Source organism: Bacteroides sp. MSK.20.82 (genome assembly GCF_019052485.1).
Taxonomy (GTDB): Bacteria; Bacteroidota; Bacteroidia; order Bacteroidales; family Bacteroidaceae; genus Bacteroides; species Bacteroides thetaiotaomicron.
Genome location: NZ_JAHQUN010000004.1, coordinates 128915 through 151244, shown reverse-complemented (window position 1 = coordinate 151244; position 22330 = coordinate 128915). Strand labels below are relative to the sequence as shown.

Sequence of the window (22330 nt, the reverse complement as noted above, 5' to 3'; positions counted from 1 at the left end):
GCTTTTTGCTCAACTAAACAAATGTTTTTGTAAATTTGCACCCTTAAAAATGGGGATACCCCTCAAATTGTAAATAGTAAAATCGTAGATATAGCTATGGGTAAGAGATTTACTGAATATTCGCAGTTTGACCTTTCACAGGTGAACAAAGACGTGTTGAAGAAGTGGGACGAAAACCAGGTTTTCGCCAAGAGTATGACAGAACGTGATGGCTGCCCTTCGTTTGTGTTTTTCGAAGGACCTCCCTCGGCTAATGGTATGCCGGGCATTCACCATGTAATGGCTCGTACCATTAAGGACATTTTCTGTCGTTACAAAACAATGAAAGGTTACCAGGTAAAGCGTAAAGCCGGATGGGATACGCACGGACTGCCTGTGGAACTAAGTGTAGAAAAAGCATTAGGTATCACAAAAGAGGATATTGGTAAAAAAATCTCTGTAGCAGATTATAACGCTGCTTGCCGTAAGGACGTGATGAAGTATACCAAGGAATGGGAAGACCTGACTCATCAGATGGGATATTGGGTGGATATGAAGCACCCTTATATCACGTATGACAATCGTTATATCGAAACATTGTGGTGGCTGCTGAAGCAACTGCATAAGAAAGGCTTGCTGTATAAAGGATACACAATCCAGCCGTATTCTCCGGCTGCCGGAACAGGATTGAGTTCGCATGAGCTGAACCAACCGGGTTGCTATCGTGACGTAAAGGATACGACAGCTGTTGCCCAGTTTAAGATGAAGAACCCGAAACCGGAAATGGCAGAGTGGGGGACTCCTTACTTCCTTGCCTGGACAACAACTCCCTGGACATTGCCTTCAAATACAGCGCTTTGTGTAGGACCAAAAATCGATTATGTTGCAGTACAGACATATAATGCTTATACAGGAGAACCTATCACGGTTGTTCTGGCGAAAGCTTTATTAAATACTCATTTCAATTCAAAAGCTGCTGATCTGAAACTGGAAGATTACAAGGCAGGAGATAAGCTTGTACCGTTCAAGGTAGTTGCCGAATACAAAGGTGCTGACCTTATTGGTATGGAATACGAGCAACTGATCCCTTGGGTGAAACCGGTTGAAGTATCTGAAGACGGAACATGGAAAGTTAGCGGTAAAGGCTTCCGTGTAATCCCTGGTGATTATGTAACGACGGAAGACGGTACGGGTATCGTGCACATCGCACCGACGTTTGGTGCGGATGATGCGAACGTGGCTCGTGCAGCAGGTATACCGTCGCTCTTCATGATTAACAAGAAGGGTGAAACCCGTCCGATGGTAGACCTTACCGGTAAGTTCTATATGCTGGACGAACTGGATGAAAACTTCGTGAAAGAATGTGTGGATGTAGACAAATACAAAGAATATCAGGGTGCATGGGTAAAGAATGCCTATAATCCCGTATTTATGGTAGACGGCAAGTATGACGAGAAAGCAGCTCAGGCTGCCGAATCTCTGGATGTCGCTCTCTGTATGATGATGAAAGCAAACAATCAGGCTTTCAAAATCGAAAAACATATACACAACTATCCTCATTGCTGGCGTACAGACAAACCGGTGCTTTATTATCCGTTGGATAGCTGGTTTATCCGTTCTACAGCCTGCAAGGAGCGTATGATGGAGCTGAACAAGACGATCAACTGGAAACCGGAATCTACCGGAACAGGACGTTTCGGCAAATGGCTGGAAAATCTGAATGACTGGAACTTAAGCCGTTCCCGTTATTGGGGTACTCCACTGCCTATCTGGCGTACGGAAGATGGAACGAGCGAAATATGTATCGAATCTGTAGAAGAACTATATAATGAAATCGAGAAATCGGTAGCTGCCGGATTTATGAAATCCAATCCGTACAAGGATAAAGGTTTTGTACCGGGCGAATACACCGAAGGAAATTATGATAAGATAGACCTTCATCGTCCGTATGTAGACGATATCATTCTGGTATCGGAAGACGGTCAGCCGATGAAGCGTGAATCAGACCTGATTGACGTTTGGTTTGATTCCGGTGCTATGCCTTATGCACAGATTCATTATCCGTTCGAGAACAAAAACATTCTGGATAACCGTGAAGTATATCCGGCAGACTTTATCGCGGAAGGTGTAGACCAGACACGTGGATGGTTCTTTACACTGCATGCTATCGCTACTATGGTATTTGATAGTGTGTCGTACAAAGCCGTGATCTCTAATGGACTGGTGCTCGACAAGAACGGTAATAAGATGTCCAAGCGTCTTAACAATGCTGTCGATCCGTTTACTACGATTGAGAAGTATGGTTCTGACCCGTTGCGTTGGTACATGATCACTAACTCATCTCCATGGGACAACCTGAAATTTGACATTGACGGAATCGAAGAAGTTCGCCGTAAGTTCTTCGGTACTTTATATAATACATATTCGTTCTTTGCGCTGTATGCCAATGTAGACGGATTCGAATATAAAGAAGCAGATGTTCCGATGGCAGAACGTCCGGAAATTGACCGTTGGATTTTGTCAGTATTGAACACCTTAATCAAGGAAGTAGATACTTGCTATAATGAATATGAACCGACTAAGGCAGGACGTTTGATCTCTGACTTTGTCAATGACAATCTGTCTAACTGGTATGTTCGTCTGAACCGTAAACGTTTCTGGGGCGGTGAATTTACTCAGGATAAACTGTCTGCTTATCAGACATTGTATACTTGCCTTGAAACAGTTGCGAAGTTGATGGCGCCTATTTCTCCGTTCTATTCCGATCGTCTGTATACGGATTTGATCACTGCTACAGGACGTGATAATGTGGTTTCTATTCATTTGGCTGAATTCCCGAAGTATCAGGAAGAAATGATAGACAAGGAACTGGAAGCCCGTATGCAAATGGCACAGGACGTAACTTCTATGGTATTGGCATTGCGTCGTAAAGTGAACATCAAAGTTCGCCAACCGCTTCAGTGTATCATGATTCCGGTAGTGGATGGAGAACAGAAAGCTCACATCGAAGCAGTGAAAGCATTGATCATGAATGAGGTGAATGTAAAAGATATCAAGTTTGTGGATGGTGACGCCGGCGTATTGGTAAAGAAGGTGAAATGTGACTTTAAGAAGTTAGGCCCGAAATTCGGCAAACAGATGAAGGCTGTGGCTGCTGCTGTAGCGGAAATGTCTCAGGAAGCGATAGCTGAACTCGAAAAGAACGGAAAGTACACATTGAATCTGGATGGAGCGGAAGCTGTGATCGAAGCTGCGGATGTCGAAATCTTCAGCGAAGACATTCCGGGATGGCTGGTTGCTAATGAAGGTAAACTGACTGTTGCTCTTGAAGTTACAGTTACCGAAGAACTGCGTCGTGAGGGTATAGCCCGCGAATTGGTGAATCGTATTCAAAATATACGTAAGTCCAGCGGTTTCGAGATTACGGACAAAATAAAGATCACAATCTCCAAAAATACGCAAACAGATGATGCGGTGAACGAATATAATACTTATATTTGTAACCAGGTTTTAGGAACATCCCTTGATTTGGCAGATGAAGTGAAAGACGGCACAGAACTTAATTTTGACGATTTCTCATTGTTTGTCAATGTGATAAAAGACTAATACTAATATTGATTAACCTTTTAAACTAGTAAAGTTATGGCAGAAAAGACTAGATATTCGGATGCGGAACTCGAGGAATTCCGTGCCATTATTATGGAGAAGTTGGAGTTGGCTCAACGTGATTACGATCAGTTGAAGATGAGCTTGATGGGATTGGATGGTAATGATACCGACGATACATCTCCTACTTATAAAGTGTTGGAAGAAGGAGCTAATACGCTTTCAAAGGAAGAAACGACTCGCCTGGCACAGCGCCAGCTGAAGTTTATCCAAGGATTGCAGGCAGCTTTGGTACGTATTGAGAATAAAACGTATGGCATTTGCCGTGAGACTGGAAAGTTGATTCCGGCAGAACGCTTGCGTGCTGTTCCTCATGCTACACTCAGCATCGAGGCTAAGAACAGTGGTAAAAAATAATAGATAGCTACAAGCTACGGATGACGAGCTACAAGTAGCTGCGCAATGTTTACGCACGGCAACTTGTAGCTCGTTATGTTTAATTTATGATGAACAAATGAAGAAACTATTCACGAAGGGTAGAATTGCCCTGCTTGTTATCTTTTCCGTACTGATTATTGACCAGATCATTAAAATCTGGATTAAGACTCACATGTATTGGCATGAAAGCATACGTGTGACGGACTGGTTTTATATCTATTTCACCGAAAACAACGGTATGGCTTTCGGTATGGAAATATTTGGAAAGTTGTTTCTGACCACTTTCCGTATTGTGGCAGTAGGGCTGATAGGCTACTATCTTTATAAGATTATAAAAAAAGGCTTCAAGACCGGATATATCGTCTGTGTGGCCCTCATCCTGACCGGAGCTTTGGGGAATATTATAGACAGTGTATTCTATGGCGTCTTTTTCAATGAAAGTACTCATTCACAGATTGCCAGCTTTATGCCCGAAGGCGGTGGATATTCTACCTGGTTCTATGGCAAAGTAGTGGATATGTTCTATTTCCCGATTATCGACACAAACTGGCCTACATGGATGCCTTTCGTAGGTGGAGAACATTTTATATTCTTCAGTCCGATCTTTAACTTTGCAGATGCTGCCATCAGTTGTGGTATCATTGCTTTGCTACTTTTCTATAGCAAGTACTTGAATGAATCTTACCATTCACTGGATAAAAATAAAAAGGAAAGCTTAGGTCATGAAGAGTAGGTTTCGGTTTCATCTGTGTTGTGTTTGCATGTTGGCGCTTGCGATAGCAGGCTGTAAAGTCAAAAGACCTGACGATGTAATCTCAGAATCGAAGATGGAGAATTTGCTGTATGATTATCATCTGGCAAAGTCTATGGGAGATAATCTGCCTTATAATGAGAATTATAAGAAGACTCTGTATCTCGATGCCGTTTTCAAAAAATACGGTACAACGGAAGCTGTATTCGATTCGTCTTTGGTGTGGTACACACGCAACACGGAGGTATTATCGAAAATTTATGAAAAGGTGAGCAAACGCCTGAAAGCCCAGCAGAATGAAATTAATCATCTGATAGCTTTGCGTGACAATAAACCGAAGATGTCGGAACCGGGTGATAGTATTGATGTCTGGCCCTGGAAACGTCTGATACGTCTGACGGGTGAGATGATGAATGACCAGTATGCCTTTGTATTACCTGCCGATACTAATTATAAAGATCGTGATACATTAGTTTGGGAAGTACGTTATCATTTCCTCGAACCGATGCTTGCCGATTCTTTGAGAGCTGTTACGATGGCCATGCAGGTTATTTATGAAAAGGATACATTAAATCGCCTGGAAACAATCACTGATCCGGGTGTGTACCAGTTACGTTTGTATGCAGATACATTGGGTGTGATGAAGGAAATAAAAGGTTTTATCTATTACCCGGGAGTACAGGGAGAGAAAGCCGGTGCATTACTGGCTGATCGTTTTTCTTTAACCCGTTATCATTGCTCAGACTCGCTTTCTGTAGCCGAACGTGATTCGATTAATCAACTGGAAGCTTTGAAGACAGATTCTTTAAAGAAGGTATCCGATCAAAAAGATAACAAGATTTCGAAAGACTCTTTGCAAAAAGTCGATGATCTGAAGGATAATCAACGTATATCACCGGAAGAAATGAATCGCCGTCGTACGGTGACTCCTGAAAAGAAGCCGGAACAGATTGAAGTAGAGCAACATATCCAGCAGGAGAAGATTGAGCAAAGAAGGGAACGGCAATTGAATCAGCGTAGAAATCAGCAAAGACGTCAGTCACCTTCCCGTTAATATTATGAAACGCTTTGCCGCTCATTATTTGCTTCTGCCTGATGTTGGCTTTATCAGACAACAAGTAGTAGAGATTGCTGATGAAGGCTATGCACGGGATATTTTTCCGTTGACGGAAGAAATTGAGTCTGTTGAATGGATGCCCGGACTGATCGCATTACTCCCCGATAATGAAATAAAAAACACTGAGATGTTTGAAAAAAACATCCCAGTGTTTCAATTTAATTTTCCTATAGTTTCGGATCAAACTTCCCAATGTTTTAAAGAGGCTCTTGCGGCGTCTGAAAAGAGGGGAGAAGTACTGTTTCCTTATTTATTTTATCCTTTTGATTTTACTTCCATGCAGCCTGTCGCCGGAACTCGGCACAGATTACTGCGGTAGCGATAGCTACGTTGAGAGATTCCGAGGTTTCTTTTCCTTGTGGATAATTGGGGATATAAAGTTTCCGATTGATGAGTGCTTCCACTTCTTTTCCTATTCCGTTACCTTCATTTCCCATTACGATCAGTCCGTTGGTGGATAATGGTTGTTCGTACATGTTTTCCCCATCCAGAAATGTTCCGAATACAGGAGCATCACCGAGTGAATGAATAAATTCGGGAAGAGAGGTATAATGAACCTTAACACGGGCGATTCCTCCCATAGTGGCTTGTATGGTCTTGGGATTGTATACGTCTACCGTGTTCTGAGAACAGATAATATGTTCGATACCAAACCAGTCCGCCAGCCGGATAATCGTACCCAGGTTCCCCGGGTCCTGAATATCATCCAGTGCCAGGCAAAGAGACTGGCGTGCGAACTCCGGACTTAACATATATTGCGGTTGCTCGAAAACAGCAAGTACTTGCTGTGGTGTTTTCAGCAGGCTGGCACGTGATAGTTCTTCTTGAGAGACTTCCGCAATTTCATTTGCTTGAATGTCGGGATGCGCTTGTAACCACGAAGAAGTTGCAGCCAGAAAACGGCAAGGGAAATGTCCTAGTAAATCGCCTGTTAATTTAGGACCTTCGGCTAGGAATACTTGTTCTTCTTTACGTGTTTTCTTTAGTTCCAGTGAATGGATATACTTTATTTTATTTTTGCTTAGCATTATTCTTTTACTTCTTTATTTACCGCAAAGCTATAAATATATTTTTAATAAATCGGCTGTTGAACAAGTTTTTTGAAAATAATTCTTTCTCATATTAACAATATTTGTATGAATAAAAATTGATTATCTACTTAAATTTAGTAGATTTGCTTAAAATTAGTAGTTTGATATTCAGTATAAAATATAACGATATGGAAAGATTGACACAACAAGAGGAAGAAGTGATGATTTACTTTTGGAAAATGGGACCGAGTTTTATCCGGGAGATTGTGAATGAAATGCCGGAACCAAAACCGCCATATACAAGTGTAGCCTCTGTAGTCCGTAATCTGGAGAAAAAGAAATTCTTGTCTCCTTTCAAGTTAGGGAATTCTATTCAGTATCATGTGCTGGTGAAAGAAAGCGACTATAAGCGTAGCTTTATGAATGGAGTAGTAAGTAACTATTTTACAGGTTCGTACAAAGAAATGGTTTCCTTTTTTGTCCGCGATCGTAAAATCAGCAAGAAAGAACTCGAGGATTTAATCAATATTATTGAGGATGAAGAATCATAAATCAAGATAGGCATGGAATCTTTTGCAATCTATTTGATTAAAGTAAATATAGCTTTGATTGTATTATATGCATTCTATAAGCTCTCTTTCAGCAAGGATACATTTTTCAGGCTGAGACGGATCATGTTGCTGCTGATATGTGTGACTTCGCTGATTTATCCATTGATTGATTTTTCAGGCTGGACGGACGAGTATGCAATAGGAGAAACGTTTACTACCGTTTACAATAAACTGTTACCGGAAGTGCTGGTTACTACGGCTTTACCCGTTGCTACAACAGAAGTTGAAGTGACAACCTGGCAGACCGGTATCTGGGTCTGGATTATTTATGGATTGGGAATAGGTATGTTGTTACTGCGTAATCTTTTGGAAGTTAGTAAAATACATCGCTCTTTAGCCTGCTCTCGGCGCTATTCTCTGAAAGGTGTACCTGTTTATCAGTTGGAAGATGTAGGGGAGCCCTGTTCCTTTTTTCATTGGATATTCATAAATCCGATGCAATATTCGGATAAGGAAATTGATGAGATATTGATACATGAACAAACTCATGTCCGTGAGTTGCATTCATTGGATATAATACTGGTTCAACTGGTTATATTATTATGTTGGTTTAATCCGTTCTCCTGGTTGATACGCAGTGAAATACGTATGAATCATGAGTATCTGGCGGACAAGCAAGTAGTGACGTCCGGCTATGACAAGAAATCGTATCAATATCATTTGTTGGGAATTAAACATACTTCATTGGCTGCAGCAAACTTCTATAACAACTTTAGTGTATTACCCTTAAAAAAACGAATTAAAATGCTAAACAGAAAAAGAACTCATAACATCATGGTAGGTAAGTATCTGATGTTTATACCAGTGGCCGCATTATTGCTGTTATTCAGTAATTGTGCTAATAAGAAAGCGGATAAAGTCCAGTCTGATACAGAAAAAGCAGATACTATAGTAGCTGCTGAGCCAGATAAGACAGCAGAGCCTCAGGTTGAGGTTGCAATCACTGAGACGAAAGGTGATTCTATTTATTCAGTAGTGGAAACGATGCCGGATTTCCCCGGAGGACAGAAAGAACTACTGAGTTTTTTGAGTCGCAATATCAAGTATCCGACGAAGGCGATAGAAAATAAAATTCAGGGTCGCGTTATTGTACAGTTTGTGGTTAACAAAGATGGTAGTATTTCTGGTGCGAAAGTAGTACGTAGCATTGATCCGGATTTGGATAAAGAAGCTCTTCGTGTCATAAATTCGATGCCCCAATGGAAACCGGGTATGAATAAGGGAGAAATTGTAAGTGTAAAATACACAATTCCTGTTATGTTCAGGCTCCAATAAAAGAATTAGAAATTTTCTTCATCACGATTTATAGAAAAGATCATCAGCATATACAGTCGACAGGATAGGTATTAGTCAGAATATCTGTGTGAATTTCTATAATTCGTGGTGAAAAGAACTTTTGTCGCATTAATTATTGTTTTGATAATTTCCCCGAACGAAAAATATGCTCTATCTTTGTCCCTATATATTTGCTTCCGCTTTTATAGAGATACTGTATGAGGAAAGGATTTCTTTACTTATTTACTTTTGCCGTTATCATTCTGTCGCTCGCTTCGTGCACTGCCACTAAGTATGTGCCGGATGGCTCTTATCTGCTGGATGAAGTCAAGATTCATACAGATCAGAAAAATGTCCGTCCTTCTTCCTTACGAATGTATGTGCGACAGAACCCTAATGCCAAATGGTTCAGTTTAATCAAAACACAGCTTTATGTTTACAACCTTTCAGGACGAGACTCTACTAAATGGGGAAATAAGTTCCTGAGAAGAATCGGGGATGCTCCTGTAATCTATAGTGAGACTGAAGCGCAGCGCTCGCAGGATGAAATTACGAAGGCAATGCGCAATATGGGCTATATGGCGGCCACAGTGAAGCGTTCGACTAAAATAAAGAAGAAAAAGATCAAGCTGTATTATGAGGTGACAGCCGGCGATCCTTATATTGTCAATTCATTAAAATATGATATTCGTGATCCTAAGATTGCTGATTTTCTGAAGCAGGATTCCGCCAAAAGTCTGCTGAAAGAAGGAATGATATTTGATGTGAACGTGCTGGATGCCGAGCGTCAGCGAATTACTGACAAGTTGCTTCGGAATGGTTATTATAAGTTCAATAAGGATTATGTCGGTTATACGGCAGATACGGTTCGGGGTACTTATCAGGTAGACTTGACCTTGCATTTGCACGCCTACAGAGCGCATGTGAGCGATTCGGTGAAAGCACACCAACAATATTGGATAAATAAGATTAACTTTATTACGGATTATGATGTCCTGCAATCTTCTGCGCTGAACAGTATGGATATCAATGATTCTCTTCATTTTAAAGGGTACCCTATTTATTATAAAGATAAACTCTATTTACGCCCGAAGATGCTTACTGATAATCTTCGCTTTGCTCCGGGGGATTTGTTCGATGAACAGGATGTGCAGCAGACTTATTCCAATTTCGGACGTCTGTCCGCCTTGAAATATACCAATATCCGTTTTCTTGAAAATCAGGTAGGGGATACGGCGAAGCTTGACTGCTATGTGATGTTGACCAAGAGTAAACACAAGTCGGTAGCTTTTGAATTGGAAGGAACCAATTCAGCCGGTGATTTGGGAGCAGCAGCTTCCGTCTCTTTTCAAAACAGGAATCTCTTTCGCGGTTCGGAGACTTTTATGATCAAGTTTCGTGGTGCTTATGAAGTGATTTCCGGACTTCAGGCAGGCTATTCTAACAATAATTATACGGAATACGGGGTGGAGACAAGTATCAACTTTCCTAATTTCCTGTTTCCTTTTCTCTCTTCGGACTATAAACGGAAGATTAGGGCCACTACAGAGTTCGGATTACAGTATAATTATCAGATGCGTCCCGAATTTCTACGTACCATGGCATCGGCTTCATGGAGCTATAAGTGGACTCAACGCCAGAAAATACAACATCGTATCGATTTGATTAATATCGGTTTCCTTTATTTGCCGAGAATTTCGGAGAGGTTTAAGGATGATTTTATTAACAAAGGGCAGAGCCATATTCTTCAGTATAATTATCAGGACCGTTTGATTATTAATATGGGATATAGCTATCATTACAATAGTATTGGTGGTGCCATCATTAATAATACAATTGCTTCCAATTCATATTCCATCCGTTTTAATTTCGAATCAGCGGGAAATATCATGTATGCTTTATCCAAAGCAACGAATATCCGTAAGAATAATGATGGGGAATATGCTATTCTGGGCATTCCATATGCACAATATGTGAAAGGAGAATTTGACTTTTCTAAGAATATAAGGATAGATCATCGTAACTCGTTTGCGTTTCATATAGGTATGGGCATTGCTGTTCCTTACGGGAATGCGAAGACTATCCCGTTTGAGAAACAATACTTTTCCGGTGGTGCCAACAGTGTTCGCGGGTGGACGGTACGTGACTTGGGGCCGGGCTCTTTTGTGAGGGATGAAAATACCAATTTACTGGATCAGTCCGGTGATATCAAGCTGGATGCCAGCATTGAATATCGAAGCAAATTATTCTGGAAGTTTCAGGGAGCCATCTTTGTGGACGCCGGTAATATATGGACCATTCGTGATTATGACAATCAGCCGGGAGGAGTCTTTAAATTCGATAAATTCTATAAGCAAATAGCGGTAGCGTACGGATTAGGGCTTCGTCTGGATCTGGATTTCTTCATTCTTCGTTTTGACGGAGGTATGAAGGCGCTTAATCCTGTTTATGAAAAGGGGAAAGATCGTTATCCGATTATCCATCCTAAGTTCAGTCGTGATTTTGCTTTCCATTTTGCGGTAGGATATCCTTTCTGATCAATCATTGCTAATAAAAAAGGAGATGAAACTGATTATACGGTTTCATCTCCTTTTTGTTTTATTGTATATGCTTTTAACGAGCGGCAAACATCAAGTTGCTCATAGTAGCCTGACGGGCAGCCATCATGCCTTGAGCATCCAATGTAACGTTCATTTTTTCACCGTTCGGCAAGAACAGGTCAGCAGTGCCGTCGTTGTTCATCTTTAACAGCTCAGAGCTTTCACCGTTTGCAACTACATTCCAGGTATTCGCTTCTTTGTTGTAAATCAAATCCATAGAAGCAGTTTCGCCTTCTTTGGTGATTGAATAACCATTTTCAAGCGTTTTAACCATATAGTTACCGTTCTCTCCTTTTACTTTCTTCACGTCGCCTACATTAGCCATCGGGTTGGAACCGCTCCAGAATTCGATAGAGTTGATTACTAAGGCATCAGCAAGGTATGCTACGCCATAAACCGGAACAATGTTGAAAGCTAAAAATACAAGCTCATTTACAAATTTGTTTCCGACTCCTTGATTCCAGGAACTTAAACGGTTGAATAAGCCAAATGATCCAACACAGGAACTGAATAATAAGCTACCACTAAGTACAACCGCTACTAATGTCAGTTTGCTTTTTTTCATGTTTACTTTACTTTTTGATTAATAAAATATTGATAAATTCTCTTTTTAATAGATGCAAATATAACATTTTTAAATTAATCAAGGTTATTATTTCTTGTTTTTATGTCATTTACGTTTGTTGTGCGCCAACTTGCTTCCAATGAAATAATCTATGGAAAATTTGCCGGGTCCGGCAATGTACATTAATACAAATACTACTAAGTAGATGAATGCCAATTCTTTTACTGCAAATACGTCATTAGCGTGAATGACAAAAAAGGCCACTACCATCGTAAAGATCATCGGAATCATTGCCAACCGGTATAGAAAACCAACGATAAAGCCCATCGAACATACCAACTCACCAAAGATGGCTAATCCGAGAGATATGGAACTGCCCAGACCGATCGGATCAGGAAAAGCCGTTGACAGCTCCTGAAAATTACTCCATTTCTGTATACCGTGGTTCATTAATAATATTCCGAAAATGATGCGGGCTGCCAATAGGAACAAAGATACTTTTGTTGTATTCGGCTTGGTGGGGAATAAAAAATTATAAATCATAAGTCGTTCTTTTTATAAGTTTGTTTTATATCTATATAAACATAAAAAATATTGAAATTGTTTTCGGAAAATGATAAAACATAGAAACAAAAAAAGATACCGGAAATAAAATGGCTGATCTGCCACTTTATTTCCGGTATCTTTCTGTAATGACAGGATTTCCTAACTTACTCTTTACTTAATATATAGTGTTCGGCAAGTGCTCCCGTTATTTCTTGTTTGTCATCGTTCAAAAGACGAACTTTGTTTTCTTCTACTTTATAATAAGATATTTCTCCTCCTTCTTCTTTTAGAGTCAATATGTTACCTTCGAGTGTATAAGTTCCCTTTTCATCAAATGAACTGTCCCGGTCGATGTATACAGAGTGAAGAGTAAACGTCTTGTCGGGGTTTAGTGTCAGCGTTGTTTCGATGCCCGGACAGTCGGCGGCGGGGAAGACGCCTTTGTAGGTTCCTTCATAGTCAAGCGATGTCTCGGCATTATGTATATCGACTACTTCGGTTGCTGTGCTGTCCGCACTTGTACTATTGTTTGTTTTCGCACTGTTTCCGCAAGCTGCCAGAAGAAAACAGTAACATACCAGAATGATAATTTTTCTCATGATCATTACTTTTAATAGTTTATCTAATTAAGTTTATAGCGCGTAAAGATATAAATAATAAGTTGAATCCGGGCAATAAAAAGCACCGGACAATTTAATTTATGAATTAATGAAACACTCTTTCTGTCGGTAAACTTAGACAAACCATGCGGTTATATATTTATATATAAACTTTACCATTTCTTCGAAAAAAGTTCAAGCAACTGGCTTTTCTTTATCGGTTTAGCCAGAAATTCATTGCATCCTGCGTCAAGGGCACTGACCCTATCGGAGTCAAAGGCGTTGGCCGTAAGTGCAATAATAGGTATCTTTTGATTGAACTCCCGAATTTTGCGGGTGGCTTCCAACCCTCCCATAACGGGCATTTTCATATCCATGAGAATAAGGTCGAATTCTTCTTCGCGTACTTTATTTACCGCTTCCACTCCGTTTTGTACGTGGGTGAGGTTATAATTGTTGAGAATATGTTGCACTAACGTATAGTTACTGTCATTATCTTCGGCTATCAGTATCTTCAATTCTTTCTTGTCTATTTCATTCAGCGAAGTTTGTTGCTTCGATGGTTGCGAAACGGTTGGGCTATCTTCTTCCTGAATGCTTATTTCACAAGGAATCCATGCCCAGAATGTTGATCCTACATCGGGAGTGGAAGTAAATCCGACTTCTCCTCCGGCTCCTTCAATGATAGCTCTTGAGATAGCCAGTCCGAGTCCGGTGCCCTGAGCAAATTCATTGAGTTTCTGAAACCGTCCAAACACTCGTTCCTGCAATTCTATCGGGATACCGACTCCGGAATCCTCCACATAAATCCGGATTCCTCCTCTTTCGATGCCGTATCCCATTTTTATATGTCCGGATTTGGTACATTTGATTGCGTTTGTAAGATAGTTCATCCATACTTGCTTGAGGCGGTTTCTGTCCAGGAAAATCCAACAGTCCGGACCTGAGTTGGCCATCTGGAACTCAACATCCGGATTGGTTATCTTTGGTTGAATCATCGTATATAATTCGCCGCAAACTTTGGCCAGGTTGAAGGTTTCCCTCTTGCGTTCAAGTATTCCTGATTCTATCTTGGAGAGGTCGAGAATATCATTAATCAACCGCAATAATAATTCATTATTGGATTGGATGATGCTCATGTATTCTTCTTTTTCTGCCGGGTCTTCAGAATAGACCATTAGTTCGGAGAAGCCTACAATCGCGTTCAGAGGAGTACGTATTTCGTGACTCATATTGGCAAGGAAGGCTGATTTCAGCCGGTCGGAAAGTTCGGCTTTGTCTTTCAGCTCCTTTAGTTGCTGTGCCATTTTCTCCCATTTCGTATTATTGACTTTTATACCGGTGTAGCGGATTACATTGCCTTTCTTATTTCTTTCCACCGGAATACCCGTAACAATAAGGGTTTGCCATTCTTTATCCCATTTTGTTTTGGAACGGAATTTAAAGTTTACTTCTTTAGTTGTTCTATTAATCATATAATTAATATTCTCACGAACCATATCTATATCTTCCGGATGAACGGCATGCAGATATTCTTCAAGAGTAATTACATTTTCAGAGTGGAAGTCATTGACCGGGTCATTAAATGCTCTGAACTGCTTGCTCTTTGCATCAAAGTCCCAGTAGGACATACCTACGGTTTTGAAGGTGAGCTGCATTTTGTAGTTTCTTTCTTCAAGTTCTTCATTCAGCTGATGAAGCTTGGAGATATTTTGCCTGAAACCGGTATATCGTACGTTGTTGCCATATTCGTCTTTCTCGAATGGAACGCCTATGATATTACAATATTGCCAGGATTCATCATACTTCGTTTGCATACGGCAAGTGAAGTTAATGGTGAGTTCCTTGCCTGATAGCATAGACTGTATGGCATCATAGGATGAAGAACGGTCTTCAGGATGAATAACATCCATGTATCGTTGGATGCTCACCAGTTTATCACTGGCATAATCATTGATCGGGTCATTATAGGCTTCGAACTCTTGAGTCCGTACATCGAAATCCCAATGAATGATATTGCTGACTTTCATGGCCAGTTCACGCTTGGCGATTAATTCCTGCGTCTTCTTTACCATTTGCATCCTTTCCGTTATATCCAGTTGGGTTCCTATAATCAGCAATTTCCCAAAATGTTCGAAAGATAACCGCATCATGCTTTCATAATAGCGGTATTGCTTTTCTTCTTCATTATAGAAACGTAAGGTGATGTTTCCTTGCAGAATTTCTTTGTTGGTCAGTTGTGATAAAAGTTGTATTAAAGGTTCATGATCTTGTGGATGCAGTATATTTAGAATCTGATCTAATGTCGTGTTTTTTTTAGCTATAGGATCTCCATGTAATGGATTGAATGTTTTTTTATACACGTCATATACCCAAGACGACATAGAGGCCGCTTCCATTGCCATTTCCAGATTCTTTTTGCTTTCATCCGTACGGAATTCAGCTTCTTTTATGGCAGTCACATCGTTGGAAAGCAATATATGCCCGATGATTTCTCCCTCCTTGCTTCGCAGGGGAACGACCTTTGCTTCATAAATGATCGTGTTCTTATTTTGGGTAGAGAAGTATGCGTTGTCTTTTATCCGGTCAAAGTCGTATTCGAATTCCAGAACAATATCTTCGCCTCTCTGAATGCGATTTTTGAGAGTTTCGTCCACATAAGGACTATTAAAAAGATTGACGATATTAACTACAGTCGTTTTATCAGTGACTCCATACATCTGCAATGCATGTTCATTGATACTGCGCAAGATACCATTTGTATCATAGATCTCAATACTCATTGGCAGACAAGCGTAGATACTTTCTGCAAATAGAAGTTGATCTTTTATTAAAGGGAATGTTTCTGGTGCTGAAGATGACATTACATTTTGGGTAGGTTCTGTTTCACTTGGGTTCATTTGTCCTTTGTTTTTGTCTATGTATGATGCTCTGATTTGTTTGCTATTGATTAATTTATACAACTTCTTGATTGCTGCAAGAAGCTATATGCTCACAAACATACAATAAAAATATGGAATAAAGAAATTAACACTAATAAAAGTGAATGACAACTTTGCTTTTGATTAATGCCAGGAAAGCATGAAAGGCATCTTTTCACTCTCGGGAAATCTATATTATATAAGGTGAAATACTAAAAGTGCTTGTCCGGGTCTGCATATTCTCGTTTTTATCTTTATCTTTGTAGGAAAATATAAAAATATGGCACAACATACTTATGATGAAGAATCGGTCCAGGAGCTGTTGGGCTGGGCGAAAAAGATGCTTGAAACAAAGAATTACCCGACAGAAAAGTATCAGGTTAATGCGTGTACTTCAATCATTGATGGTAAACTTTATCTGGAGTCTTTAATTTCGATGATTTCCAAAAACTGGGAAAATCCGACTTTTCATCCTACCATTGAGCAACTGTGGGAATATAGAGAAAAGTGGGAAGGTCAAAAGGAGTAATGTAAGTTTCAGATCTCCTCAGAAAATGCATAATGCACTCTGAAGCGATGTGCCCGGAGTGCATTATGCATTTTTATTAATGGATGTAAGTCTGATCTTTCGCGTCGGAGATTAAAACGGCAACCATTTTCTTTTTTTCTTCTGACTGGTATTTTCTTCTCTTTGCTGGCTGTATATATCGGCAAATGTCTTTTTCTCTTTTATCATTTCATAGATAATTCCCCAGTCGGGAATACCGCCGACATTCCGGTCGTCTATAAACAGATCGGCTTTCAGTTTTCGGGAAAAGCCCTGATGATCTCTTTCTTCTTCCGGATAGTCTTTATTGGCTGCATAAAACTCCAGTCCTCTGGCTCTGCACCATTCTATGGCTTCGTCTAGAAGTTCTCCCTCGCGTACACTCCACAAGATTAAACGGTGCTTTTCTTGTTGTAACAATTTCAGCGTTTCAACTGCAAATGGAATTTCTTCACCAATACGTGGATAACGATGCTCTACAATCGTTCCGTCAAAATCAACAGCTATAGTCATTATGATATATTTAGAATACGTAATTTAGGACAAAGATACGGACTGTAAGCTAAAAAAACGTATATTTGCGCTGAATTAACATTTTAATAAAAAAACAGAGATTACATGAACAATTCCCCTCAGCGTGCCGCCAAAGGTTTTACAAGAGCCTTTTGGGTGAGTAACACAGTCGAACTGTTTGAACGTATGGCATATTATGCTGTTTTTATCGTTCTCACTATTTATTTATCCAGTATTTTAGGTTTTAATGATTTCGAAGCAAGTATGATTTCCGGCCTTTTCTCCGGAGGATTATATCTGCTTCCTATATTTTCGGGTGCTTATGCAGATAAGATAGGTTTCCGGAAGTCGATGATTATTGCCTTTTCTTTATTATCTATCGGTTATTTGGGGCTGGGCGTATTCCCTACATTGCTCGAAGCGGCAGGGTTGGTGAGTTACGGTGCGACTACCCGGTTTAATGGTTTGCCGGACAGTTCTTCCCGGTGGATTATCGTTCCTATCCTGTTTATCCTTATGATAGGAGGTTCTTTTATCAAGTCTATTATTTCCGCATCTGTGGCTAAGGAGACAACGGAAGCGACCCGCGCCCGTGGTTATTCTATTTTTTATATGATGGTCAATGTCGGTGCTTTTACGGGTAAGACAATTATCGACCCTTTGAGAAATGTGATCGGCGAACAAGCTTATATTTACATTAACTATTTCTCCGGGGCGATGACGGTGATTGCCTTGCTGGCAGTGATCCTGCTATATAAATCGACTCATACGGCAGGTGAAGGAAAAAGTCTGCGTGAGATAGGGCAGGGCTTTATGCGGATTATGACTAACTGGCGTTTATTGATTCTCATTTTAATCGTAACAGGCTTCTGGATGGTACAACAGCAACTTTATGCCACTATGCCTAAGTACGTCATCCGTCTCGCAGGCGAAACGGCCAAACCGGGATGGATCGCGAACGTTAATCCTTTTGTGGTGGTATGTTGTGTCAGCTTTATCACTCGTTTGATGGCAAAGCGCAGTGCGATTACTTCGATGAATGTGGGTATGTTCCTAATTCCTGTTTCTGCATTGCTGATGGCTTGTGGAAACATATTGGGAAATGATATTATCTCAGGAATGAGCAATATTACTCTGATGATGGTGGCTGGTATTGTTGTACAGGCGCTTGCCGAATGTTTCATTTCGCCGCGGTATCTGGAGTATTTCTCTCTGCAGGCTCCTAAGGGAGAGGAAGGTATGTATTTAGGATTCAGTCATCTGCACTCATTCCTTTCTTCTATATTCGGTTTCGGGCTGGCTGGTATTCTGTTGACAAAATATTGTCCGGACCCTGCCTTGTTTGAAACTCGTGCGGCATGGGAGGCCGCCAGTGCGAATGCGCATTATATCTGGTATTATTTCGCTGCTATCGGGCTGATTGCCGCTATAGCTTTGCTATTATTCGCAAAAATCACCGAATCCATCGACAAAAAGAAGAAATCTTCTCGGTAATTATCTTCTTTTTTATGTATATTTGCCGTCACTTTGCTGTAAAAGTTGACGGCATTTTGCATTTTAATAAAGAAAGATAAAACATGAAAGTAAGATTTATAAGCCTGGCGAGTGGCAGCAGTGGGAACTGCTATTATCTGGGTACTGATACCTATGGAATACTGATAGATGCCGGTATCGGCATCCGTACCATCAAGAAAACACTGAAAGATTTCAATATTCTGATGGAAAGTATACGTGCCGTATTTGTAACGCACGATCATGCGGATCACATCAAGGCTGTAGGGCATTTGGGGGAAAAGATGAATATACCTGTTTACACCACGGCTCGTATTCATGAGGGGATTAATCGTAGTTATTGTATGACGGAAAAGCTCAGCACATCGGTTCGTTATCTTGAAAAGCAAGTGCCTATGATGCTCGAAGATTTCCGTATCGAATCTTTTGAAGTTCCTCATGACGGGACGGATAATGTAGGATATTGTATAGAAATAGACGGCAAAGTCTTTTCTTTCTTAACCGACTTAGGGGAAATCACTCCGACGGCGGCAGATTATATCAGCAAGGCAAACTATCTGATTCTGGAAGCGAACTATGACGAAGAAATGCTTAAAATGGGACCTTATCCCCAATATCTGAAGGAACGGATCATGAGCAGGACCGGACACATGAGCAATTCTGCTACTGCTGAATTCCTGGCAGAAAATATCACCGAGCACCTGCGTTATATCTGGTTGTGTCATCTGAGCAAAGACAATAATCATCCGGAGCTGGCATATAAAACGGTAGAATGGAAATTAAAGAACAAAGGTGTAATTGTAGGTAAAGATGTGCAACTACTTGCTTTAAAGCGAAATACGCCTTCTGAGCTTTATGTGTTCGAATAATAACGAAAAAAAGATAGTAAAAAAGCTGCATTATTGTTTGGTCAAATGAAATAAAAGACCTACTTTTGCAACCGCAAACGAGGAAATAAGCACTCTTAGCTCAGTTGGTAGAGCAACTGACTCTTAATCAGTGGGTCCAGGGTTCGAATCCCTGAGGGTGTACAAATCCAAAGTTGCAATATAAAAAAATGTTGCACTCTTAGCTCAGTTGGTAGAGCAACTGACTCTTAATCAGTGGGTCCAGGGTTCGAATCCCTGAGGGTGTACTAGGAAAAAGGAGGTTTTTACCTCCTTATTTTGTTGGTTTACAGCAGATTAATTGAATAGATGTTATATGAATTGACATCTAAAGGAGTATCAAAAGATAGTACTAATTACGTCAAACTATGACAAGGTATAGTAAATAGTGACATATTTGTGATACCAATGCGATACTAGGGGATGATACCGGTGTGATACCAATGTGATACCCGGTGTGATACCAGACGTAAATCTTCCCAATTTCTCCTTATCTACATTTATCAATCATACTTAAAGTAAAAGTATGAACAATGTATCTGTACGGCTCGTCTTTGATAGAAAGCACGTAGCCACCAAAAAACGTCAATCCTCCGTACAAATGGAGGTTACTTATCAGCGGAAACGCAAGTATGTCGGAACTGGCATAAAACTCTATTCCGACCAGTGGGGCAAAGACCTGAAAGTTAAAAATCACCCCCAGTCATTAGTGTTCAACCAAAAGTTGAATGATATGGTATCTGGGATATATGATTTTGTCTATCAGCTCTCTTCTCAAAACATTCCTTTCACCTTTGAAAGATTGGAACGGTATTTGAACAATTCGGAATCCGGAACCACAAATTCATTTCTGTCCTTTATGGAGAAACGGATATACGAACGGCAAGTTACTGATTCAACGAAGCAAAGGCAGAAGTGTGTACTAAAAGCACTGAAAGAATTTGGCAGGATTAAAGATTTTACTGATATTTGTGATGAAAATATCAGAGCATACGATGAATTCGCCAAAAAACGATGCAAATGCCAGTCTTCGGTATATAATTATCACAAGATACTGAAAGTGTTTGTAAGAGAAGCATACGCGGCTCATTTGATTTCAGAGAATCCATATCAGAATTTCAAATTAGATCGCGGCAAACGTGTAGCAAGGAAGTTCTTGACTAAAGAAGAACTGACTAAACTTGAAACTAAACAGATTGATGATATGTGCCTGAATCGTGTGAGAGATCTTTTCCTGTTTTGTTGTTATACTGGTTTGGCGTATGCGGATTTGGCAATTTTTAACTTCAAAGATGCTATAATGACAGACGGAATGTATAGAATACGAGATGAGAGAATAAAAACCGGAACTCCTTATAATATATCACTCATGGATAAAGTTATGAATATATTAAAGAAGTATGAGTTTAAGTTGCCTGTTATATCTAACCAGAAGTACAATTCATATTTAAAAATTCTGGGGGCGTTCTGTGAAATAAAAAAGAAGTTGACGAGTCACGTTGCCCGGCATACCTTTGCCACTACTATTGCATTAGCCAATGGTGTGAGGATTGAGGTTATCAGCAAAATGCTTGGACATACGAATATCCAGACTACGCAGCTATATGCGCATATATACCAGGCTGAAGTAGACAAAGAGTTTGAACGACTTAACAATATTGTATGAAGGTGAAACTTGTCACTGTAAGAGAAGCAGCTGATTTTCTTCGTATATCTTACAGAACGGCTCAACGATACTTGGCTGAAGGAAGAATACCGTACACCAAGCCAGCCGGTAGAGTATTGATAAAGGAGCAAGACTTGATGAACTTCGTCAATATGACGAATAGATAAAAATATATGCCTCGGTTACTTTGCACTGTGTGTCATTTATGACTTACCAAAATAGGTAAAAGCCCAGATTACTGTTTTGACACATGGTATTCACCCTAAGTGACCGGGGTATTTTTCTTTGTTAGAAGAAAACAAATTATGATTTTAGGATAATCAAATCAAAATACATTAAACGAGTACGTTTATACTCTGGTTCTAGGTCTAGTTTCATGTATTCTATTTCATCTGCAATATTTTCAAATATAAATTTGAATCCATTACGCTGATAAAAATCTATCACTTTTTGATGATTAGAGGCATCAACAATAATATAACGGCATCCAGTCTTATTTAATGGATCAATAAACCAACCTTTTATAAAAGACAAAATTTCATCACCAATATGTTTTCCGGCAAAGGAATCAAATACAGCTAATTGTCCAACTAATACAGCTGGATATTGAGAGTTGCGTTTAATATTGGGTATTGGGCGATTTATTTTGTTTTTTATATTTTTAGGTAAGGACGAAACGGGCAACATTGAATTGGATACGGTAAATGCTGCAACTAATTCTAAAGAAGTGTTAGCCTTGACGAAACCGTATGATTTACCAAGTAATTGATTGTTGTAATTTTCAAAATCATTTTTGAAGAAATTTTCAATATCCTTATCGTGAGTGCATGAAAAGTCAGAACAGTTCTCTATTAGAGGTCTGCTCCATTCAACAAATTCGCAATTATCTTCGATAAATGTACCCACTATTTGAATTTACGAAGGTTTGATTTTTCCAAAATTCTTTTGGTCATTTCTACTTCACGCGAAAAATCAACGGTCCCTCGTTTTTTCTCATTCTCACGGGCAATCTTTTCAAATTTTTCTGCGACTTTGCCGGTTAATGTTGGTATTGGTTTGATATAAATTGCCATAAATCAATTGTTTTACGAGACAAAGATACAACATTAGTTTTACTTTTTATTTCAGCACCATTAAAATCATCTTTATCAGCACTACTTTTAACA

21 protein-coding genes and 2 tRNA genes are annotated in these 22330 nt (G+C 39.9%); 15 read left to right on the top strand and 8 right to left on the bottom strand.

Translation table 11 applies throughout. The features are described 5' to 3' along the window. Window positions 1-96: 96 nt before the first annotated feature. The 5 genes from ileS (at window position 97) to KTR07_RS06385 (ending at window position 6210) form a co-directional block, all read left to right on the top strand. Window positions 97-3585, top strand: coding sequence for an isoleucine--tRNA ligase (gene ileS / locus KTR07_RS06405; RefSeq protein WP_117981732.1), 3489 nt, complete (start codon window positions 97-99; stop codon window positions 3583-3585). A 36-nt stretch (window positions 3586-3621) separates the two neighbouring features. Then, window positions 3622-4002: a TraR/DksA C4-type zinc finger protein gene (locus KTR07_RS06400; RefSeq protein ID WP_005931903.1), complete on the top strand. Its 381-nt coding sequence runs from the start codon at window positions 3622-3624 to the stop codon at window positions 4000-4002. A gap of 97 nt (window positions 4003-4099) precedes the next feature. Next, window positions 4100-4756 (top strand): lipoprotein signal peptidase, encoded by a 657-nt coding sequence (locus KTR07_RS06395; protein WP_008761496.1) that lies wholly within the window; start codon window positions 4100-4102, stop codon window positions 4754-4756. Continuing rightward, a complete protein-coding gene (locus KTR07_RS06390; RefSeq protein ID WP_117981731.1) occupies window positions 4746-5828 on the top strand; it encodes a DUF4296 domain-containing protein in 1083 nt (360 codons plus the stop codon). Before KTR07_RS06395 ends, KTR07_RS06390 begins: the two co-directional genes overlap by 11 nt. Window positions 5829-5832: 4 nt before the next feature. After that, on the top strand, window positions 5833-6210 hold the full coding sequence (locus KTR07_RS06385) for a hypothetical protein (RefSeq protein WP_008765669.1): 378 nt from the start codon (window positions 5833-5835) through the stop codon (window positions 6208-6210). Here KTR07_RS06385 and KTR07_RS06380 read toward each other — a convergent pair. Further along, complete coding sequence (locus KTR07_RS06380) at window positions 6161-6919, bottom strand: RNA methyltransferase (RefSeq protein ID WP_070750599.1); 759 nt, start codon at window positions 6917-6919, stop codon at window positions 6161-6163. The two genes, KTR07_RS06385 and KTR07_RS06380, sit on opposite strands and share 50 nt — an antisense overlap. A 191-nt stretch (window positions 6920-7110) precedes the next feature. Between KTR07_RS06380 and KTR07_RS06375 the strand changes: the two genes are divergently transcribed. The 3 genes from KTR07_RS06375 to KTR07_RS06365 all read left to right on the top strand — a co-directional run bounded on the left by KTR07_RS06375 (window position 7111) and on the right by KTR07_RS06365 (window position 11345). Then, the gene (locus KTR07_RS06375; RefSeq protein WP_008761500.1) at window positions 7111-7473 is read left to right on the top strand and encodes a BlaI/MecI/CopY family transcriptional regulator; all 363 of its coding nucleotides are present in this window, start codon (window positions 7111-7113) and stop codon (window positions 7471-7473) included. A gap of 12 nt (window positions 7474-7485) precedes the next feature. Then, window positions 7486-8808 carry a TonB family protein gene (locus KTR07_RS06370; RefSeq protein ID WP_117981730.1) on the top strand — a complete coding sequence of 441 codons (1323 nt, stop codon included), beginning with the start codon at window positions 7486-7488 and terminating at the stop codon, window positions 8806-8808. Between the two features lie 218 nt (window positions 8809-9026). Further along, window positions 9027-11345: a BamA/TamA family outer membrane protein gene (locus KTR07_RS06365; protein WP_062695073.1), complete on the top strand. Its 2319-nt coding sequence runs from the start codon at window positions 9027-9029 to the stop codon at window positions 11343-11345. Between the two features lie 76 nt (window positions 11346-11421). On the opposite strand, the gene KTR07_RS06360 is transcribed toward KTR07_RS06365, so the two are convergent. The 4 genes from KTR07_RS06360 to KTR07_RS06345 form a co-directional block, all read right to left on the bottom strand. Continuing rightward, on the bottom strand, window positions 11422-11973 hold the full coding sequence (locus tag KTR07_RS06360; RefSeq protein WP_008765673.1) for a DUF3332 domain-containing protein: 552 nt from the start codon (window positions 11971-11973) through the stop codon (window positions 11422-11424). A gap of 105 nt (window positions 11974-12078) precedes the next feature. After that, complete coding sequence (locus KTR07_RS06355) at window positions 12079-12516, bottom strand: DoxX family protein (RefSeq protein ID WP_062695074.1); 438 nt, start codon at window positions 12514-12516, stop codon at window positions 12079-12081. A gap of 167 nt (window positions 12517-12683) precedes the next feature. Continuing rightward, entirely contained in the window at window positions 12684-13118 is a 435-nt protein-coding gene (locus KTR07_RS06350; protein ID WP_062695935.1) for a copper resistance protein NlpE, read from the bottom strand. Window positions 13119-13291: 173 nt separating this feature from the next. Continuing rightward, the gene (locus tag KTR07_RS06345; RefSeq protein ID WP_113748913.1) at window positions 13292-16018 is read right to left on the bottom strand and encodes a response regulator; all 2727 of its coding nucleotides are present in this window, start codon (window positions 16016-16018) and stop codon (window positions 13292-13294) included. A gap of 301 nt (window positions 16019-16319) precedes the next feature. Between KTR07_RS06345 and KTR07_RS06340 the strand changes: the two genes are divergently transcribed. Then, entirely contained in the window at window positions 16320-16568 is a 249-nt protein-coding gene (locus KTR07_RS06340) for a hypothetical protein (protein WP_011107467.1), read from the top strand. A gap of 111 nt (window positions 16569-16679) precedes the next feature. Here the strand turns inward: KTR07_RS06340 and KTR07_RS06335 are convergent, their stop codons facing one another. Next, window positions 16680-17099: a BT0820 family HAD-type phosphatase gene (locus KTR07_RS06335; RefSeq protein WP_008761508.1), complete on the bottom strand. Its 420-nt coding sequence runs from the start codon at window positions 17097-17099 to the stop codon at window positions 16680-16682. Between the two features lie 105 nt (window positions 17100-17204). Here KTR07_RS06335 and KTR07_RS06330 point away from each other — a divergent pair, with 105 nt between their 5' ends. From KTR07_RS06330 to KTR07_RS28720, 6 genes are all read left to right on the top strand, one after another. Next, complete coding sequence (locus KTR07_RS06330) at window positions 17205-18593, top strand: peptide MFS transporter (protein WP_011107468.1); 1389 nt, start codon at window positions 17205-17207, stop codon at window positions 18591-18593. Between the two features lie 83 nt (window positions 18594-18676). Then, window positions 18677-19480, top strand: coding sequence for an MBL fold metallo-hydrolase (locus KTR07_RS06325; protein ID WP_008761509.1), 804 nt, complete (start codon window positions 18677-18679; stop codon window positions 19478-19480). Window positions 19481-19569: 89 nt separating this feature from the next. Beyond that, window positions 19570-19642: transfer RNA gene (locus KTR07_RS06320), tRNA-Lys, on the top strand. A 31-nt stretch (window positions 19643-19673) separates the two neighbouring features. Then, window positions 19674-19746: transfer RNA gene (locus tag KTR07_RS06315), tRNA-Lys, on the top strand. A gap of 278 nt (window positions 19747-20024) precedes the next feature. After that, window positions 20025-21164 carry a site-specific integrase gene (locus KTR07_RS06310; protein ID WP_109115689.1) on the top strand — a complete coding sequence of 380 codons (1140 nt, stop codon included), beginning with the start codon at window positions 20025-20027 and terminating at the stop codon, window positions 21162-21164. Next, window positions 21161-21331, top strand: coding sequence for a helix-turn-helix domain-containing protein (locus KTR07_RS28720; RefSeq protein ID WP_083790858.1), 171 nt, complete (start codon window positions 21161-21163; stop codon window positions 21329-21331). The genes KTR07_RS06310 and KTR07_RS28720 overlap by 4 nt, the downstream gene beginning before the upstream one ends. Window positions 21332-21467: 136 nt before the next feature. Here KTR07_RS28720 and KTR07_RS06300 read toward each other — a convergent pair whose 3' ends face one another. Beyond that, on the bottom strand, window positions 21468-22070 hold the full coding sequence (locus tag KTR07_RS06300; RefSeq protein WP_109115690.1) for a GNAT family N-acetyltransferase: 603 nt from the start codon (window positions 22068-22070) through the stop codon (window positions 21468-21470). Then, window positions 22070-22237, bottom strand: a complete 168-nt coding sequence (locus tag KTR07_RS06295; RefSeq protein ID WP_171033286.1) for a hypothetical protein — start codon at window positions 22235-22237, stop codon at window positions 22070-22072. The genes KTR07_RS06300 and KTR07_RS06295 overlap by 1 nt, the downstream gene beginning before the upstream one ends. Window positions 22238-22330: the final 93 nt, after the last annotated feature.